This window comes from Micromonospora sp. NPDC047465, assembly GCF_040643125.1.
Classification (GTDB): domain Bacteria; phylum Actinomycetota; class Actinomycetes; order Mycobacteriales; family Micromonosporaceae; genus Micromonospora.
Map to the genome: position 1 here is coordinate 130,913 of NZ_JBEYTP010000013.1, position 17,143 is coordinate 148,055.

Sequence of the window (17,143 nt, forward strand, 5' to 3'; positions counted from 1 at the left end):
TCGTGTCCATCGTCGAGGACGTCGGCGCGCAGGTCCGCGCCGCCGCCGAGGACCTGCCGCTCGCCCAGCTCGCCCTGGCGTTGGAGAAGTTCGGGCTGGCCGCCGAGCGGCTGCGCTGGGTGCGCCAGGAGTCGGCCGACCCGATGGGTGTGCCGGAGTTGTCCGCCGCCACCGAGCACGCCGAGACCGCCGGCTACGCGCTGCGCGTCGCGCAGGAGCAGTTGTCGGCGTACCTGGCGGCGATCGGGCTGGGCCCCGACGGCGCGCCGTCGCCCGGGCCGGAGCGGCAGCAACGCCGGCCGGCACACGACGCGCCGCGCGAGGCGGCCCCGGTCGCCCCGGCGCCCGAGCCGCCCGGCGAGGTGAAGCTGCGCCGCTGGTGGTCGGTGCGGGTGGCCGAGCTGACCGGCGGCCGCGAGGGGCCGCCGGCCGAGCCCGACGAGCGGGTCGGTGACGCCCGGGAGCTGCTGCGCCGGGTGGTGGGCGGGGTCCGGGCCGGCGACCGGGACCGGCTGCACCGCGAGCTGCGCCGCGCGCACGCCGACGTCGGCCTCGGCCTGGCCGCGCTGGCGCCGCCGCTGCTGCGCGACCTGGCCGGGGAGCTGCTGGGGCACCCGCCGCGCGCCGACGACCTGGGGCGACTGCACCGTGAGCTGGACGGCCGGGTCCGGGACCTGCTGCCCGGGCTGCCCGCGCCGGTGCTGGACACCCTCCTGACCCGGGTCTGCCGGATGCCGCCGCCGCGACGCGGCGAGGCGGAGCAGCCGCACGCCGCCGACCCCGCGGTCACCGCCGGGGTGCTGACCGGCGTGCTGCTGGCCCGGCTCGGCCGGGACCTGCCGGCCGAGGACGAGCGGGACCGGCAGGCCGAGGCCGCCCGGGAGCGGCAGGACGCCGCCGAGCGGGACCGCCGGGCCGACGCCGCGCGCGACCGGGCCGCCGACGCCGAGTGGGAGCGGCGCGCCGCCGACGCGCGGGACCGGGTGGCCGACGCCCGGAGGCGGGCCGCCGCGGCGTCCGACCGGGCGGCCTCGGCGCAGGAGCAAACCGCTGCGGTACGGGACCGGGCCGCCGCCTGGCGGAACGGACCGGCGGGCGGCGGCCGGGTCGCCCCTGGCGACCCGCCGGCACCGGGCGCAGCGGGGACAACCGGCGGGCCGGCGGCCGGCCGGGGCGCGGCGGGCGCCGGGCGCGCCTGGTCGAGCCCGCCGACGGGTCGGCCCGCCGGCGGGGCCGGCGAGCCGCGGTCGCGGGGCGTCGATGGCTGACCGGCGGGCGCAGCTGGTCACCCGGGTCCGGGGCATGCTCGGCGAGGCCCTCGGCGCGACCCGGACCCGGCTGTCGACGGCGCAGGCCGAGCTGACCACGGCCCGGGAGCGGCTGGCGAAGGTGCGGCGGGCCGCGGCGGTCGTGCCGGAGCGGGTGGGCGCGCAGCGGGACCGCCGGCTGGCCGACATCGACGACCGGCACGCGGCGCGGATCGCCGAGCTGGCCCGGCGCGCGGCGGACGCCGCGCGGCGGGAGGCCCCGGGCGCCGCGTCCGCCGACTGGGCGCGGTGGCGCCCCACCGCGGCGCGGCGGGCGGAGCCGCCCGGCGCGCTGCGGATCGGCACGGTCCGCATCCCGGGCGCGGAACCGGTGCCGGCGCTGGTGCCGCTGCTGGACGCCGGCCACGTGGAGCTGACCGGGGACGACCGGGACGGCGGCGAGGCGGTGGTGTCGGCGCTGCTGCTGCGCGCCGTCGGCCGGGCCGACCCGGGCGCCGTCCGGCTGATCGGCTACGACCCGGAGCACCTGGGCGGCGGCCTGGCCGGCTTCGCCCCGCTCGGCACCGCCGGGCTGCTCACCTTCGTCGGTCCGGGGGGGCTGGCCCGCCTGCTCGACGACCTGGTGGAGCAGATCCGCCGGATCAACGAGACGGTGCTGGCCGGGGAGCACGGCTCGCTGCGCGAGCTGGCCGCCGCGACCGGCCGCCGGCCGGAGCCGTGGCGGGTGGCGGTGCTGCTCGGCGGGGACGAGCTGTCCCGGCACGAGCGCGGTCAGCTCGACCGGGTGGTGCGTACCGGGGCGGCCTGCGGGGTGCACCTGGTGGTCCGGGGCGTGTCGCTGCCCGACGACCCCACGGTGACCCGGGTGACGGTCGACCCCGACAGCGCACGGATCGGCGGGCTGCCGGTCAGGTTGGACCCGCCGCCGCCCGCGGCCCTGGTCACCGAGACCTGCCGGGACGTGGCGGCGCGGGTGAACGCCGGCCCCGCCCCGACCCCGTTCACCGACCTGCTCCCGCCCCCGGAGCAGATGTGGCGGGAGGATTCGGCGACCGGGCTGACCGCCCCGATCGGCGAGGGGCCGCACGGCCGGCCGGTCCTGCTCACCCTGGGCGACTATCCGCCGCACGCGCTGATCGGCGGCCCGTCCGGCACCGGCAAGACGAACCTGATCTTCGCCTGGATCGGCGCGTTGGCGGCCCGCTACTCCCCCAGCGAGTTGGAGTTCTACCTGCTGGACTTCAAGGAGGGGGTCTCCTTCGCCCGGTTCGCCCAGGGCCGGCGCGACCCGAGCTGGCTGCCGCACATGCGGCTCGTCGGCATCAACGTCAACACCGACCGGGAGTTCGGCCTGGCGCTGCTGCGTTTCCTCGCCGAGGAGCTGCGCCGGCGGGCCGACGCCGCGAAGAAGCACGAGGTCACCAAGCTCGCCGAGCTGCGCGCGGTCGACCCGACAGGGCACTGGCCGCGGATCGTCGCGGTGGTCGACGAGTTCCAGATGCTCCTGGCCGGGCGCGACGTCGTCGCCCGGGAGGCCGCCGACCTGCTGGAGGACCTGGCCCGGCGCGGCCGGTCCCAGGGCATCCACCTGGTGCTCGCCTCGCAGGACGTGCGCGGCATCGAGGCGCTCTGGGGGCGGCCGGCCCTGGTCGCCCAGTTCACGCTGCGTATCGCGCTGCCCAAGGCGCTGCGGATCCTCGCCGAACGCAACGACGCCGCCCAGTCGCTGCCCCGTCACCACGCGGTCGTCAATGCCGAGTCGGGCATGGCCGAGGGCAACCAGGTGGCCCGCATCCCGTCGGCCAGCGACTGGGAGACGTGGAGCGAGTTGCAGCACCGGCTGTGGCGCATGCGCCCGCAGGACGCCGCCCCGGCCCGGCTCTTCGACGGCGACGCGATCCCCCGGCTCGCCGACGCGCCGGACTTCCGGGCGCTCACCGCGCCGGAGGCCGGCCATCCGCGGACGCCGGTCGCGCTGCTCGGCGAGATCATCGACGTGCAGGCCCGTTCGGCGGCGCTGCGGCTGCCCCGGGCCCCCGGGCGCAACCTGGCGGTGCTCGGCACGCGGGTGGACGAGGCGTGCGCGGTGCTCGACGCGGCGGCCCGCTCGCTGGCCCGGCAGCACCGCCCCGGTACGGCCCGCTTCTCCATCGCCTGCCTCGACCCGGACGCCGACCCGGCCGCCCGTTCCCTCTACGAGGACCTCGCCGACGACGCCGCCTGGTACGACGAGGAGACCGTCGGGGAGCTGATGGCCGAGACCGCCGAGGGGCTCGGCGCCCCGGGCATCCCGCACTATCTGCTGCTGTTCGCGGTCGACGCGGCGGCCGGGGCGCTGGCGGCGCGGCTCGGCCGGCGTACCGGGCTGGAGGAGCTGCGCCGGATCCTGCACGACGGGCCGGAACGGCGTACGCACGTGCTGGCCTGGTGGCGGGGTGTCGCCCGGATGCGCGCCGACCTGGGCGGGCCGGCGGCGCGGACGGACCAGATCGGCGCCTGGGTGGCGCTGGACGCGCACGGCGGCGAACTGGGCTCGTCGCTCTATCCGGGCACCGGCGGCCCGGACTGGTATCCCCGCCCCTGGCGTGGGCTGTTCTTCGACCGGGCGGTGCACCGCACCGGTCAGGTGATCATCCCCTACGGACCGGCCCGTTGACATCTTCCCGGCCCTGAAGGGCCGGGATTCCCCCGGTCGCCCGTGGGGTTTCCTGCTTCATCGCCGACTGCCCGCCCGGAGGAACTCCGTTGAGGTCTTACATCAGCTCCACAGGCGTTTTACCTGTCCGCCAGCCCGGCGGCCAGGAGGTTTCTCGCTGCGTTGATGTCCCGGTCATGGGTCGCACCGCACGGGCATTGCCATGTACGGATGTACAGCGGCAGGGATTCGGTGAGCCGCCCGCAGTCCGAGCACAGCTTGGACGACGGGAACCATCGGTCCACCGTCACCAAGGTGCGCCCGTACCAGGCGGCCTTGTACTCCAGCATGGCCCGCAGGTCGGACCAGGCCGCGTCGGAGATGGCGCGGGCGAGCCGGTGGTTGCGCAGCATGTTTCGCACCGTCAGGTCTTCGATCACGACCGTTTGAGTCTCGCGGACGAGTCGAGTCGACAGTTTGTGCAGGTGGTCTCGTCGCCGGTCGGCGATCCGGGCATGAATCCTGGCGACCTTGGGCCGCCGACGATTCCGTGTAGCTGATCGAGCGGCGTTCCGTGGCGTATGCGCGGGTCCGCATCTCGAGGGCCTTGTTGTAGACCAGGCGCACGCACCCGAAGGTGCGGTGGAGTTGTTCGGCCTGATCAGCGGTGGGATAGAAGCGGTACTTGTACGCCCGCTTCACCATCCCACCCCACATTTCACATTCTAGCGGTCCACTGTGTTACACGATCATTGAGGGGAGGCAGCGGCGTTTCCTCCCGGCCCTGAACGGCCGGGTTTCCACGCCGCAACTCTGATGAACGAACCGGCGACCAGTGAGACGTACGCGGCGCAGCTGCGGCGGCTGGCCGAGCTGACGGCGCGGGTGCGCGACCAGCGGACCGAGGCGCACACCTGGTACGCGCAGCAGTGTGCCGCCGCCGAACGGGCGGTCGCCGAGGCCGAGGCCGAGGTCGCGCGCGCCGAGCGGGAGCTGGTGGCGGCGCGGGAGTTGCAGGAGCGGGTGGACGCCGAGGTCGCCCACCTGTGGCAGCAGCTACGCGGCCGGCTCGGCGGGGGCGGCCGTCGGGCGGGCGGGCCCCCGGCCCCGGCGCCGGGCGCCACGGCGGACCCGGTGACGCTGCTGGACGGCGTACGCGACCTGCTGAACCGCACCCGCCAGCCCGGTGACCTGCCGGGCTCGGTGAACCCGCTGCTGGCGCTCTGCGGCGTGGCCGGCGCCGTGGTCGCGTACGCCCTCGGCGGCGCGGCCCGGGCGGCGGGCGACCGGTACGGCGGCGAACTCGCGGTCGGGCTGCCCGTGCTGGCCCTGGTGGTGACCCTGCTGGGCCCGCTGGTCGGCCTGGTGCCGGCGAAGGCCCTGGCCGACCGCCGGCACGCGGTGCTCGGCCCCCGCCCGGTCGCCGTGGTCCTCGGTGCCGGCCTGCTCACCACGGTCCTGCTGCTGACCCTCGCCCGCTGACCCCGCGCCTGTGGCGTGGGCGTCAGCGGGCACGCCGGGTGCCGGTCCCGCGCGTCAGGCGGGGACGACGACGGCCTCCCGGAGCAGGCGGCGGGCCAGGGTGACCCGGTCGGCGTCGTCGTCGAGGCCCGGCAGGTCGCCGACCCGGGTGGCCCCGCCGGTGAGCAGGGTGCGCACCGCCGGCGCGCACGACGCGGGCAGGGTGATGGTGCGGTCGAACAGGCGCAGCGCCACCCGGTCGCCCTGCGGGGCGAGCTGCCAGCGCAGGCCGGGGCGCGGGGCGAGCCGGGTGTCGGGGTCCAGCGCCGCCAGCGCGGCTGCCTGGGCCAGGGGCCGGATCGGCGCCGGCCGGGCGGCCGGCCAGGCGCGCTGACGCAGCCGGGCGGCCACCGCCGCCGGGTCGGCCCGCAGCAGCCAGTCCCGCAGCGCCTCGACGGTCTCGGTCAGCTCCGGCTCGATCGCGTCCGGGTCGGCCACGTCGGTGCCGAACGGCAGCGTGGCGCGTAGCCGCTGGTCCTCGGCCGCCAGGGCGAGCAGCTCCTCGACCAGGGCGTACCGGGTCAGTGCCCGGACGCCGACGGTCAGGTGCAGCGAGCTGGACTCCTGCGCCTGCGCGCTGTGCAGCCAGCCGCGGGGCAGGTAGAGCGCGTCGCCGGGGCCGAGCACCACGTCGAGCGCGGGCGGCCCGTCGGCGGTGGCGGCGACCTCGTCGGCCCGCCCGCCCCAGGTCTGCTTCTCCAGCGGGTCGGGCAGCACGGGCGGGTGGATCCGCCAGTGCTTGCGGCCGTCGACCTGGAGGACGAAGACGTCGTGGGTGTCGTAGTGGGTGGCGAAGCCCTGGTTGCCGGCGGGGGTCAGGTAGGCGTTGACCTGCAACGGCTGCCCGACCGCGACGCCGAGGTCGCGGGCGAAGTCGATCAGGGCCGGCCAGGTGCGGTGCAGGCCCTGCAGCACCAGGGTGGCGCCGTCGGCGTACAGCTCCAGGACCCGCTCGTCGAGGACCTGGTCGCCGATCTCGGCCCCGGCGCCGCCGCCGCCGGTGAAGCGCGCCGCCGGGACGAGTTGGCCGTCTTTGGCGATGCGCAGGAACGGGGTACGCAGGCCGCGCCGGCTGAGCAGCTCGTCGGCGTCGGCGGGGCTGAGCAGGTCGGCGAACCCGGCGGGGTTGGGCAGTTCGTCGGCGCGGGACAGCAGCGGCGTGCGTCCCCAGTGGGCGGCGGCGAACTTCGCCGGCTCGACCGACACGCAGCGGGTCAGCGCGGTCGTGGGTGCGGACGGAACCGCCGGGCGGCCGTGGCCGCCCGGCGGGACGATGTGGGTCACGGCGATCCGTCAGGAGGCGCTGCCGTCGGCGCCGCCGTCCTGCTGGCCGGGGGTGGCGCCGCCGTCGGCCGGGCCCTCCGCCCCGCCGTCGGCGCCGCCGTCCTGCTGGCCGGGGGTGGCACCACCGTCGGCCGGGCCCTCCGCGCCCCGGTCCGCGCCCTTGTCGGCGCCCCGGTCGGCGCCCTTGTCAGCGCCCTTGTCGGCACCCCGGTCGGCGCCCTTGTCGGCACCGCGGTCGGCACTGCCGTCGGCGCCGCCGTCCTGCTGGCCGGGGGTCGCGCCGCCGTCGGCCGGGCCCTCGAGGCCACCGCCGCCGGTGGTCTGCATGTCGTCGTCGTTGAGTGCCATCGGTGCTCCCTCGGATGTGCCGCCCCGCCGTGCGCCGGGGTCCGTCGTGCAGCGGGTGGTACCCCACGCCCGATCTTCTCTAACCACACCGTAGACGTCCTTTTCGGCTCACACCGGCGGTTCGCCGTGCCGGGGTGGGCGGTCAGTCCGGCGGTACGGCCGGACGGCCGAGGCAGGCGTTCACCCCCGCGGTCGGCGGTGCCGGACGGCGGGCCGGCACGGGCGGTGTCAGGATGGTCAGGCCGACGAGGAGGTGGCGATGACCGAGGGGCCGGGGCCGCTGGAGCCCGTGACCGAGCAGTGGCAGCGCGCGCTGGCGATCGTGGCGCACCCCGACGACCTGGAGTTCGGCGCCGCCGCCGCGGTCGCGCGCTGGACGGCGCAGGGCAAGCACATCGTGTACTGCCTGGTCACCAGCGGCGAGGCGGGCATCGACGGGATGCCGCCGGCGCGGGCCCGCCAGGTGCGCGAGCAGGAGCAGCGGGCGTCCGCCGCGCTGGTCGGGGTGGACACGGTGGAGTTCCTCGGGCTGCCCGACGGCATCCTGGAGTACGGCGTGCCGCTGCGCCGCGAGCTGGCCGCGGTGGTGCGCCGGCATCGCCCCGAGATCGTCATCACCAACAACTTCCGCGACACCTGGGACGGGGCGTACGCGCTGAACCAGGCCGACCACATCGCCACCGGGCGGGCGGTGCTGGACGCCGTCCGCGACGCCGGCAACCGCTGGATCTTCCCCGAGCAGCTCGCCGACGGCGTCGAACCGTGGGGCGGGGTGCGCCAGGTGTGGGCGGCCTCCTCCCCGCTCGCCGCGCACGGGGTGGACGTCACCGACACCTTCGACCGGGGAGTCGCCTCGCTGCGGGGGCACGACGCGTACCTGGCCGGGCTGGGCGACGGCAGCTTCGACGCCGAGGAGTTCCTCGAGGGGCTGGGCCGGCCCGCCGGCGCCCGGCTCGGCGTCCGCTACGGCACCGCCTTCGAGGTCTTCCACTTCGACCTCTGGTAGGGCTGCCGGGATGATCCTGCTCGGCACCTCGGGGTGGCAGTACCGCGACTGGCGGGGCCGCCTCTACCCGGCCGGGCTGCCGCAGCGCCGCTGGCTGGAGCACTTCGCCGCCCGGTTCGCCACGGTCGAGGTGAACAACGCCTTCTACCGGCTGCCGGAGCGGGACACCTTCGCCGCGTGGCGGGCCCGTACGCCGGACGACTTCTGCGTGGCGGTGAAGATGAGCCGCTACCTCACCCACGTCAAGCGGCTGCGTGACCCGGCCGAGCCGGTGGCCCGGTTCCTGGCTCGGGCCACCGCGCTCGGCGACCGGCTCGGCCCGGTGCTGCTGCAACTCCCACCGAACCTGCGCGCCGAACCTGCGGCGTTGGACGCCACGCTGCGGCTCTTTCCCGCCGACGTGCGGGTCGCGGTGGAGCCGCGCCACCCGTCGTGGTGGACCGACGCCACCCGGGCCGTGCTGGAGCGGCGACGGGCGGCGCTGGTGTGGGCCGACCGGCTCGGCCGGCCCGTTGCGCCCCGCTGGCGCACCACCGACTTCGGCTACCTGCGCCTGCACGAGGGGCGGGCTCGGCCCTGGCCCCGGTACGGCCGCACCTCGCTGGCCTCCTGGGTGCGGCGGCTGGCCGACGGGTTCGGCGACGACGAGCCGACGTACGTCTACTTCAACAACGACCCCGGCGGCGCCGCCGTCGTGGACGCCGTCGCCTTCGCCGCGCTGGCCGCTCGGGCCGGCCGGCGGGTCAGTCGCGTCCCGACCGCGGCGGATGCCGTCGGCCGGGACGACCGGCCGGGCTCGGCCGGGGCCTGAGCACGCGAGCGCCCGCCCCACGCCGGGTGGAGCGAGCCCTCGTCGACGCGCCGGTCAGGGAATCATCCGGGCCATGTCCTTGGGCATGGTGTCCTTCACGTCCTGCCACTCGCCCTGGGTCACGTGCCGGCGCAGGGTGTCCAGCACCACCTGCACCACCCGCTCCGGGCCGCCCTCGACGTCGTACGGAAAGCGCTGCCGGACCTCCAGCAGGAAGTCGTCCCGGTTCAGCTTGACCGGCACGTCCATCGGCTTCCAGCCGTCGAAGTAGATCCCCCGCACCACCACCGGCAACTGCGCGGCGAACTCCACGCTCTCCTGCACCGGCATCCGGTCGCGCAACAGGTGCAGCACCGTGCGCATCGCGCAGTAGGACTGGTTGCGATGCTCCTTCGGCCAGCCGTATGCCTGCTCGATGTCCCTCAACATCTCGTTGGTCTTCTGCATCGAGGACTCGATTGCCGACTGCAACTGCTCAGCCATCTCTCCACCCCCGTACGTCGGTCTCCCACCGTCGGTCGTCGTCGCGTCGCGGCGGCCCCACCGGGCCGCGCGGCTGCCGGGTCGGCCTGACCCGGTCGGCGCGCGGCACCCACCGGGCGTCGCCGGACGACCCGACGACGTGCAGCACGGCGCCGCGTCGTCGATCCGGTACCACCCGAACCGTCATCTCCAGCCACCTCCGTGGTGTCGGTTCCGCGGTCGCCGTCGACCGCACGCACCGTCCATGCTGCGCGGCGGCAGGGTGAGCGGGCTTCACCCGGACGGGATGAGAACGGGCGCGGCTCAGCCGGCGTCGAGCAGCCCGGCGAGGGTGGCGGCGTTGGTCTGCGCGTAGTCGCGGTAGCAGTTGTTGAGGAGAACGTGGGTCTGCTCGGTGGTCTCGGCCAGCTCGCGCAGCTTCGGCGCCCAGTCGCGCAACTCCCGGTCGGAGTAGCGGTAGCCGAACTTCTCGTGGATGTCCTTGCTGGTCCACTTGTCGCTGTGCCCGTGGAAGCGGACCACCGCCAGGTCCGCGGTGGCGGCCAGCACCGGCGGCACCGACGATCGGTGCCCCTGCGGCATGTCCACGCAGACGTACGCCAGCCGGTGCTGGCGCAGGAAGGCGAGCGTCTCGTCGGCGTTGTCGCCGTCGAACCAGGAGGCGTGCCGGAACTCGTAGACCGGGCGCAGCGGGGCGCAGCGCTTCGCCACCTCCAGGAGGTACTGCTTGTTGTCCCGGCGGATGGTGAACCAGGGCGGGAACTGGAACAGCAGCGCGCCGAGCCGGCCCGCCTCGACCAGCGGGTCCAGCGCGCTGAGGAACCGCGTCCAGACCTCCTCGTACGCCTGCGGCGGCAGGTCGTCCGGGTAGAGGTTCTTCTTCTCCGTGTCGGGCCGGAGATCCTTGTAGAGGGCGTTGACCCGGGTCGGGTGCCCGGTGAGCATGCTGAACGCCTTGACGTTGAAGGTGAAGCCGGTCGGGGTGCGCTCGGCCCACAGCCGCGCCGTTCGCTCGGCGGGCGGCGAGTAGTAGGTCGCGTCCACCTCGACGAGCGGGAACTGCCGGGCGTAGTACGCCAGCCGCTTCTCCGGGGTGTCGGCGGTCTGCGGGTACCAGCCGGAGTCCAGCAGCGTGCGGTCGGTCCAGGAGGCGGTGCCCACCTTGATCTCACCCATGGGTGGAGTCCACCGCGTCCCGGACCGACCGGCAACCGCTCGCGTCAGGCCGCCCGGCGCTCCCGGTTCTGCTTGCACTGCACGCAGGTGGTGGCGGAGGGGAAGATCTCCAGCCGCTCGACCGGGATGGCCGCGGAGCAGCCCTCGCAGAAGCCGTAGGTGCCCTCCTCCAGCCTGGTGAGGGCGTGCTCGTACTGGGCGCGGCGGTCGAGGATGGTCCGCAGCAGGGACTGCGCGGTGTCCCGTTCGGCCGTCTTGGTGCCGCTGTCGGCCTGGTCGTCGCCGGCGGTGTCGCCGACCTCCACCAGCCGCAGCACCTGGCTCTGCAGCACCGCCTGCTCGTACTCCGCGGACAGCTCGTCGTAGCGGGCCTGCAGGGAGCGCCGGATCTGGTCGATCTCCGCCTGGGATCGGCCCGTACCGACCTTGTCGTGGACGAGCATCGCTGCCTGCCTTTCTGGGCCTCAAAGTCCGTCGGGGCGCCGGTGCGTGCGCCCGGGCCGTGGTCGTCTGCGCGCGGGTGGATCACCCGTGCTCTGTGAGCCGGCCGAATACCCCGGCCCGCCGACGATCAAACCGGCCACTTTTCCGGACGTCGCGGCGGTCAGGAGGACACCGCGGACTCCACCAGCGCCGGGTGTCGGGGGTCGTCGGCGCGCACCACGACGTCGGCGAACGAGGCCGGGGCCACCTCGTCGGCGTACCGGGCGAAGGCCGGCAGCGTCCACCGCAGCGCCGGGTCGGTGCGCCGGGCCAGGGCCGCCGGGGAGAGCGCCAGGTGGACCGTGACGTCGAAGGGCAGGCCCCCGCCGAGCAGCAGCGCCCCGCTGACCAGCAGGACGCCCCCGGGTGGCAGGTCGACGTACACGGCGCGGCTGGCCCGGTCGGCGCGGGCGTCCCAGAGCGAGGGCAGCACCCGCCCGGAGCCGTCTGGCCCGGCCGGGTCGAGCACCTCCCGGCGCAGCCCCGCCTCGTCGACCCACCCCTCGTAGTACGCGTCGGGGTTGGTCCGGCCGTGCTCGAGGCGGACGGAGGCGGGGCGGAGGAAGTCGTCGGCGCGCACGTGCAGCACGGGCCGGCCGAGCGCGCGCAGCGGGTCGACCAGCGCGGCGGCCAGCGCGTCCGGGCCGGCGGCGGGCGGGCCGTCGACGCCCACGCGCAGCCGCCCGGCGCTCGCGGTGCCGGCGAGCCGCTCGGTCAGCTCGGTGACCAGCCGGTCCGGGGTGATGGGACGGATCCGCATCCGACCATCGTGCCTCGTGGGCCGACGGCCCCACCGGCAGGCTGCGGGGTGGGGGCCGGGAGGGCGCCGCCCGGTCGCGACCGGTGCGACTCGCTGACGATCGGGCCACTGCGGGCGCGAGGTCAGCCGCTGCGGTCGATGGTGACGCGGGCGTCGTCGGCCAGCCGGTAGCCGACGCCGTAGACGGTGGTGACCAACGGGACGTCGACGCCGACCTTGCCGCGCAGGCGGCGGACGTGCACGTCGACCGTACGCACCCCGGCGTGCTCGTAGCCCCACACCGCGTTGAGCAGCTGCAACCGGGTGAACACCCGGCGGGGGTGGGCGACCAGGTGCAGCAGCAGGTCGAACTCCAGCCGGGTCAGCGGCAACGGCTCGCCGTCGCGCAGCACGGAGCGGGACGAGGCGAGGATGTGCAGGGCGGGGATCGTGGGGGCGGCGGCTGGACGGGACGGCGACCGGCCGGCCGGCACGGCGTCGGGCCGGCGCTCCACGGTGGCGGCTGTGATGGTGCCCTCGCCGCGTTCGAGCATCTCCCGGGCGGCCTCCAGCAGCCGACGGGCGGGTGGGGTCAGCGACTCCTCGCAGGCCAGCGGGATGTTCAGCGTCACCGTGAGCATCGGGGCGGCCGTGTTGGCGGGGCGGCGCTGGCCGCCGGGGGGCCGGCCGGGAACAGCGGGCTGGGACGTATGCCATCCGGCGCGCGACGAGGCGGGGCTGACCGACATGGTCCTCCTTGGCTGGTCCGGGTATCTCCCCACGGCCCGGGACGCCGCTTCATCGATGCTTCCCGGCGCCCGTGCGAGGGTCAAGGGGCGGCTACGTTGCATGAATGTGACAATTGACGAACGCATCGGAGCCGAATGCTCGCTCTGCGTACGAAGCCTGATGATTACAGCAGAGCCGCCGGGTTGACCCGATACGGGGGGTCCCCGTCCGGTTCACGTCCGTCGAGGTGACATGTCCCGGCGCGGGTGAACCTGGCCCACCTCGGCAACGCACGGCGGTCGGGCACGCTCCCACGGATGGCGTGGCGAAGCGGCGACATGCACGGAGACGCTGCCCAGGTGGTCACGACCGGCGGCTGCCGTACTAGCGGCGATCAGCGCTGTGGCCGCGCGGCCTCCTCCCGCCCGACCGCCGGTCCTGTTACGCCGCGCCCGGCGGCCCCGCGGCGGGCCAGCAGGTCTTCGGCGATGAGCAGCCCGGCCGGGATGAGGCCCAGCAGGAAGCCGCTGGGACCGACGAGCAGTGCGCATCCGGCCGCCCAGCCGGCCACTGTCCAGCCGACGTAAGCCGGCGCGCGCTCGCCGCGCCGCCCCAGCCGCGCCAGCAGGAGGCCGAACAGGACCAGGGGGATGACGAAGCCCCCGGGCAGCGCCCAGAACACGGACAGGGACGCGTCACCGCCTTCGCCCGAGCGCAGTCCGCCGGTGAGCCACTCGCTCCAGTAGGGGTGGGGCAGGAAGACCGCGGCGTGCAGGACTCCGATGGCCGCCATCGACCATCCGGCGCCGATCGTCAATTTCTTCTTGATCATGCCCCTAGCCTCCGCCTCCTGCCCGGGGCCGCGCCTCCCCGATGAGGGGTGGCCCCCTCCCTCGTAGGAGGGAACATCCGCACGGGCGCGTGAAAGGGACGCGAATCCGGCTCGATCATTGGTGCGGCATCCGCAGCCCGGCGGAGAAGGCATCCCGCAGGTCGACGTATCCGTTGATCCGCCGTGCGATCGCGGCGTAGTGCGCCCGACGCGGGGCGGGCACCTTCGGGTCACTCAGCGCGGCGGTCAGGTCGACGACGCGGGCCCGCGGTCGGTACTCCATCCAGGTCGGCAGCACGGTCACGCCGGTGACCTCCCACCCACCGGACGGGGTGCGGGTGAAGGTGAACTCCGGCACGACCGCGTCCTGGGTGTTTTCCGCCGAGCCGTCGCCGAACCGGGCGGTCAGGTTTCCCATGCCGTAGGCGACCCATTTTGCGCCGACCTTCTCGAAGGGCTGGACCACGTGCGCATGGTGACCGACGATCAGGTCGATGTCGGGCGAGGACAGCAGCCGGCTCGCGAGGTCGACCTGGTCGCCGTTCGGTTCGTTCTGGTACTCCGTGCCCCAGTGCATAGACAGGATGACGATCTCCGCGCCGGCGACGCGGGCCCGCCGCGCTTCGGCGAGGATGGCGTCCGCGTCGATCAGGTTGGCCGCCCAGGGCCGTCCCGGCGGCAGCGGGATGTCGTTGAAGCTCAGGGTGTACGAGAGGTGTCCGATCTTGACGCCGCCCACGTCCATGACATTCGGGCGTTGGCTCTCCGCCGCGCTCCGGGCCGTGCCCGTGTGCCGCAGGCCCACCCGGTCCAGGTTGTCGAGAGTACGGGCGATGCCCTCGACCCCGGTGTCCAGAGAGTGGTTGGAGGCGGTGGAACAGGTGTCGAAGCCTGCCCACGCGGCGGCGTCGGCCAGTGCGGGGGGCACGCTGAAGTTCGGCCAGCCGGTGAACGGGCCGGCGGGCTCGGCCAGGGGCGTCTCCATGTGGCAGATGGCCAGATCGGCGGCGCTCACGCGGGCGCGGACCGCGGCGAGCACCTGGGTGAAGTCGTGGCCGTCGCGTCCCGCTCGGCGCGCATCGGCGGCTGCCTGCTCGGTGAGCGCGGGGTGTACGAGCAGGTCACCGGCCGCCACCACGGTGAGTGTGTTTCGGGGTCCGGCGCTGGTGGCGGCGGCGCTGGGCGGTTCGCTTGTCGTCTCCCTCTCCGGCGCGTCGCAGCCGGACGCCAGAGCGATCACCAACAGTGCCACAGCCGACATTCTCCTCATACCAGCACATAATGCCGATGCTCGGAACAGAGCGTCGGGAGAGAGGAAAACGTCCTCCCCGGGAGGAAGGGCCAGATGCCGGCATCGTCCTGGGACGACCGCGGCGAGCCCAGCCAGGCGCCTCCCCGGGGTGCCAGGTGCCTGCGGCACGGAGCCGTCGACCGTCAGGAAACCCAGACGTAGCGACGCTCCGGGCGGCCGGCGGAGCCGTACCGGAGACTGACCTCCGCCCGTCCGGTGTCGGCGAAGTGTTCCAGGTAGCGACGGGCGCTGACCCGGGAGATGCCCACCGCGGTGGCGCACTCGGCGGCGGAGAGCGTCCCGGAGTGCCCCCGCAGGGCGCGCTCCACCAGCTCGGCGGTCTCCGCGCTGAGGCCCCGGGGCAGCGCGGAGGTGGCGATGTGCGCGCCGCTGCGGGACAGCACCCGGTCCACGTCGCTCTGGTCGCTGACCACCGTGGCACGCAGCGAGTTGCGCCGGGCGGCGTACTGCTCCAGCCGGGTCCGCAGCTCGTCGAAGCCGAACGGCTTGAGCAGGTAGTTGACCGCGCCGTAACGGACGGCCCGACGCACCGCCTCGGCCTCCCGGGCCGCGCTGATCACCAGCACGTCGCAGTCGTGCCGGGCGGCCCGCAGCCGGGTCACCACATCCAGGCCGAACATGTCCGGCAGGTAGAGGTCGAGCAGCACCAGGTCGGGGCGAAACTCATCGACGGCGGCGATCGCCTCCTCGCCCGTGCTGGCCGTGCCCACCACCCGGAAGCCGTCGATACGCTCGACGAAGCCGCGGTGGATCCGGGCCACCATGAAGTCGTCGTCGACCACCAGTACGTCGATCACCGGCTCGCCTCCACTGCCCCGGTCACCGACATCCGGGCCGTGAACATCGCACCCTCCTCGGTGTTCGTCACCGCCACCTCGCCGCCACGACGGTGGCAGACCAGCCGGGTGAGCGCCAGCCCGATGCCGCGTTCGCCACCGCGCGCCGCCTTGGTGGTGAACCCGTGCGTGAAGACCTCCTGGGCCAGTTGCGGGGCCACCCCCGGGCCGGAGTCGCGGACCACGATCTCCACCGAGGAGGCGTCCTGGCGTAGTTCGACCTCCACCCAGGCCGGCCCGTCCGGGACGTCACCGCCGTCCGCTCCGGCGCCGTCCGGGCTGCCCGACGGCACCGGGGTCCGGCTCTCCCGGCCGCCGGCCACGGCCTCCACGGCGTTGTCGACCAGGTTGCCCAGGACCGTCGCGACGTCCGCGGCGACCGCCGGCTCCAACCGGTCCAGGCCGGTCCGCTCGGAGATCCGCAGCTCCACCCGGCGCTCGGCGGCCAGCGCCGACTTCGCCATCAGCAGGGCCGCCACCGCCGTGTCCTGGATCCGGCTGGTGACGGTGAGGTCGAGGGAGGCCCGGTGCCGGCTCAGCGCGTCGACGTACCGGACCACCTCGTCGTGCTCGCCGATCTGGATCAGCCCGGAGATGGTGTGCAGCTGGTTGGCGAACTCGTGGGTCTGGGCGCGCAGCAGCTCGGTGGTGCTGCGGAAGGAACCGATCTCCTGCTCGAGGCGGGCCAGTTCGGTGCGGTCCCGCAGGGTGGTCACCGAACCGAGCCGCCGTCCGTCCTTGCTGACCGTCATCCGGTTCATCACCAGCACCCGGCCGGCGCGCACCACCACCTCGTCCCGGGCCTGCGGCTCGTGGTCGGCGCCGGCCAGCACGTCCCGCAGCCGGCCGGAGATCCTCAGCTCGGCGAGGGTCCGGCCGAGGCAGTGCTCGGGCAGGTCGAGCAGCCGCCGGCCGACCGCGTTGACCAGGGTGACTCGCTGCTGCGGGTCCAGCGCGATCACCCCCTCGGCGATGCCGTGCAGCAGCGCCTCCCGATGCTCGGCCAGGCCGGCGATCTCCCGGGGCTCCAGGCCCAGGGTCTGCCGCTTGATCCGGCGGGCCAGGAGCCAGGAGCCGACGACCCCGATCAGGCTGGCGATGCCCAGGTAGGTGAAGAGGTACGACGATGCGCCCACCAGGCGCTGGGACCATCCGGGCGACGCCTCCCCGATCATCACCACGCCGAGATGCCGCCCGAGGTTGTCCTTGCGGTCGCCGAGCACCGGCACCTGGGCGACCAGCTCCCGCGAGTCGCCGACCGCCAGCTCGCCGGACCAGCTCCGGCCCCGTGCCACCTCGGGGTCGCCGAGCACGAGCGGGCTCCCCACCAGCGTCGGGTCGGTAGAGCTGACCACCCGGCCCCGGGCGTCGGCCACGGTCACCGAGGTCACCCCGGACTGGGTCAGCGCGTTCTGCACCAGCGGGGCGACGAGTTCCGCCGGCGCCGGCTGGTTGATCCGCTCACGCAGCAGCCGGTTGCCGGCGAGCTGCTCGCCAAGGGCGGCCACCCGCCGCCCCTCCACCCGGTTGAAGGTGGCGGCGGACTGGGCCAGCGAGACGGCGGCCACCGCCACCAGCACGACCACGATGATCGCGAGCTGGAGCACGAGCAACTGCCCGGCCAACGTACGGCGGGGGGTGACCGTGACCACAAAGACCTCAACTTCCGCTGGTGACAGA

Annotated in this window: 16 protein-coding genes and 2 pseudogenes; 5 read left to right on the top strand and 13 right to left on the bottom strand. The window is 74.9% G+C overall.

Annotated features, from left to right (window positions below; translation table 11 throughout):
- The first annotated feature begins 2 nt into the window (after window positions 1-2).
- The gene (locus tag ABZ793_RS14880) at window positions 3-1,268 is read left to right on the top strand and encodes a hypothetical protein (protein WP_357457032.1); all 1,266 of its coding nucleotides are present in this window, start codon (window positions 3-5) and stop codon (window positions 1,266-1,268) included.
- Complete coding sequence (locus ABZ793_RS14885; protein ID WP_357457034.1) at window positions 1,261-3,924, top strand: FtsK/SpoIIIE domain-containing protein; 2,664 nt, start codon at window positions 1,261-1,263, stop codon at window positions 3,922-3,924. The genes ABZ793_RS14880 and ABZ793_RS14885 overlap by 8 nt, the downstream gene beginning before the upstream one ends.
- A 119-nt stretch (window positions 3,925-4,043) precedes the next feature.
- On the opposite strand, the pseudogene ABZ793_RS14890 reads toward ABZ793_RS14885, so the two are convergent.
- Window positions 4,044-4,466: pseudogene (locus ABZ793_RS14890) on the bottom strand (RNA-guided endonuclease TnpB family protein); the annotation flags it as partial.
- Window positions 4,467-4,485: 19 nt separating this feature from the next.
- A pseudogene (locus ABZ793_RS14895) lies at window positions 4,486-4,620 on the bottom strand (helix-turn-helix domain-containing protein); the annotation flags it as partial.
- 99 nt (window positions 4,621-4,719) lie between these two features.
- On the opposite strand from ABZ793_RS14895, the gene ABZ793_RS14900 reads away from it, so the two are divergent.
- A complete protein-coding gene (locus ABZ793_RS14900; RefSeq protein ID WP_357457036.1) occupies window positions 4,720-5,385 on the top strand; it encodes a hypothetical protein in 666 nt (221 codons plus the stop codon).
- A 54-nt stretch (window positions 5,386-5,439) separates the two neighbouring features.
- On the opposite strand, the gene ABZ793_RS14905 is transcribed toward ABZ793_RS14900, so the two are convergent.
- Together ABZ793_RS14905 and ABZ793_RS14910 are read right to left on the bottom strand one after the other, a co-directional pair.
- A complete protein-coding gene (locus tag ABZ793_RS14905) occupies window positions 5,440-6,708 on the bottom strand; it encodes a cupin domain-containing protein (protein WP_357457038.1) in 1,269 nt (422 codons plus the stop codon).
- Between the two features lie 9 nt (window positions 6,709-6,717).
- Entirely contained in the window at window positions 6,718-7,056 is a 339-nt protein-coding gene (locus ABZ793_RS14910; protein WP_357457040.1) for a hypothetical protein, read from the bottom strand.
- 259 nt (window positions 7,057-7,315) lie between these two features.
- On the opposite strand from ABZ793_RS14910, the gene ABZ793_RS14915 reads away from it, so the two are divergent.
- Window positions 7,316-8,062, top strand: coding sequence for a PIG-L deacetylase family protein (locus ABZ793_RS14915; protein WP_357457042.1), 747 nt, complete (start codon window positions 7,316-7,318; stop codon window positions 8,060-8,062).
- A 10-nt stretch (window positions 8,063-8,072) separates the two neighbouring features.
- Window positions 8,073-8,873: a DUF72 domain-containing protein gene (locus ABZ793_RS14920; RefSeq protein WP_357457044.1), complete on the top strand. Its 801-nt coding sequence runs from the start codon at window positions 8,073-8,075 to the stop codon at window positions 8,871-8,873.
- 54 nt (window positions 8,874-8,927) lie between these two features.
- Here the strand turns inward: ABZ793_RS14920 and ABZ793_RS14925 are convergent, their stop codons facing one another.
- From ABZ793_RS14925 to ABZ793_RS14965, 9 genes are all read right to left on the bottom strand, one after another.
- Window positions 8,928-9,356, bottom strand: coding sequence for a DUF2267 domain-containing protein (locus ABZ793_RS14925; protein WP_350704411.1), 429 nt, complete (start codon window positions 9,354-9,356; stop codon window positions 8,928-8,930).
- A gap of 303 nt (window positions 9,357-9,659) precedes the next feature.
- Window positions 9,660-10,532 carry a DUF72 domain-containing protein gene (locus ABZ793_RS14930; RefSeq protein WP_357457047.1) on the bottom strand — a complete coding sequence of 291 codons (873 nt, stop codon included), beginning with the start codon at window positions 10,530-10,532 and terminating at the stop codon, window positions 9,660-9,662.
- A gap of 44 nt (window positions 10,533-10,576) precedes the next feature.
- On the bottom strand, window positions 10,577-10,975 hold the full coding sequence (locus ABZ793_RS14935) for a TraR/DksA C4-type zinc finger protein (protein ID WP_350704414.1): 399 nt from the start codon (window positions 10,973-10,975) through the stop codon (window positions 10,577-10,579).
- Between the two features lie 161 nt (window positions 10,976-11,136).
- A complete protein-coding gene (locus ABZ793_RS14940) occupies window positions 11,137-11,775 on the bottom strand; it encodes a uridine kinase (RefSeq protein ID WP_357457049.1) in 639 nt (212 codons plus the stop codon).
- Between the two features lie 122 nt (window positions 11,776-11,897).
- The gene (locus tag ABZ793_RS14945) at window positions 11,898-12,503 is read right to left on the bottom strand and encodes a winged helix-turn-helix domain-containing protein (RefSeq protein WP_357457051.1); all 606 of its coding nucleotides are present in this window, start codon (window positions 12,501-12,503) and stop codon (window positions 11,898-11,900) included.
- Between the two features lie 374 nt (window positions 12,504-12,877).
- Entirely contained in the window at window positions 12,878-13,315 is a 438-nt protein-coding gene (locus ABZ793_RS14950; RefSeq protein ID WP_357457053.1) for a DUF6463 family protein, read from the bottom strand.
- Between the two features lie 115 nt (window positions 13,316-13,430).
- Window positions 13,431-14,567, bottom strand: a complete 1,137-nt coding sequence (locus ABZ793_RS14955) for a CapA family protein (protein ID WP_357457055.1) — start codon at window positions 14,565-14,567, stop codon at window positions 13,431-13,433.
- A 182-nt stretch (window positions 14,568-14,749) separates the two neighbouring features.
- A complete protein-coding gene (locus tag ABZ793_RS14960) occupies window positions 14,750-15,424 on the bottom strand; it encodes a response regulator (RefSeq protein WP_357457057.1) in 675 nt (224 codons plus the stop codon).
- The gene (locus ABZ793_RS14965; RefSeq protein ID WP_357457059.1) at window positions 15,421-17,115 is read right to left on the bottom strand and encodes an ATP-binding protein; all 1,695 of its coding nucleotides are present in this window, start codon (window positions 17,113-17,115) and stop codon (window positions 15,421-15,423) included. The genes ABZ793_RS14960 and ABZ793_RS14965 overlap by 4 nt, the downstream gene beginning before the upstream one ends.
- Between the last annotated feature and the right edge of the window lie 28 nt (window positions 17,116-17,143).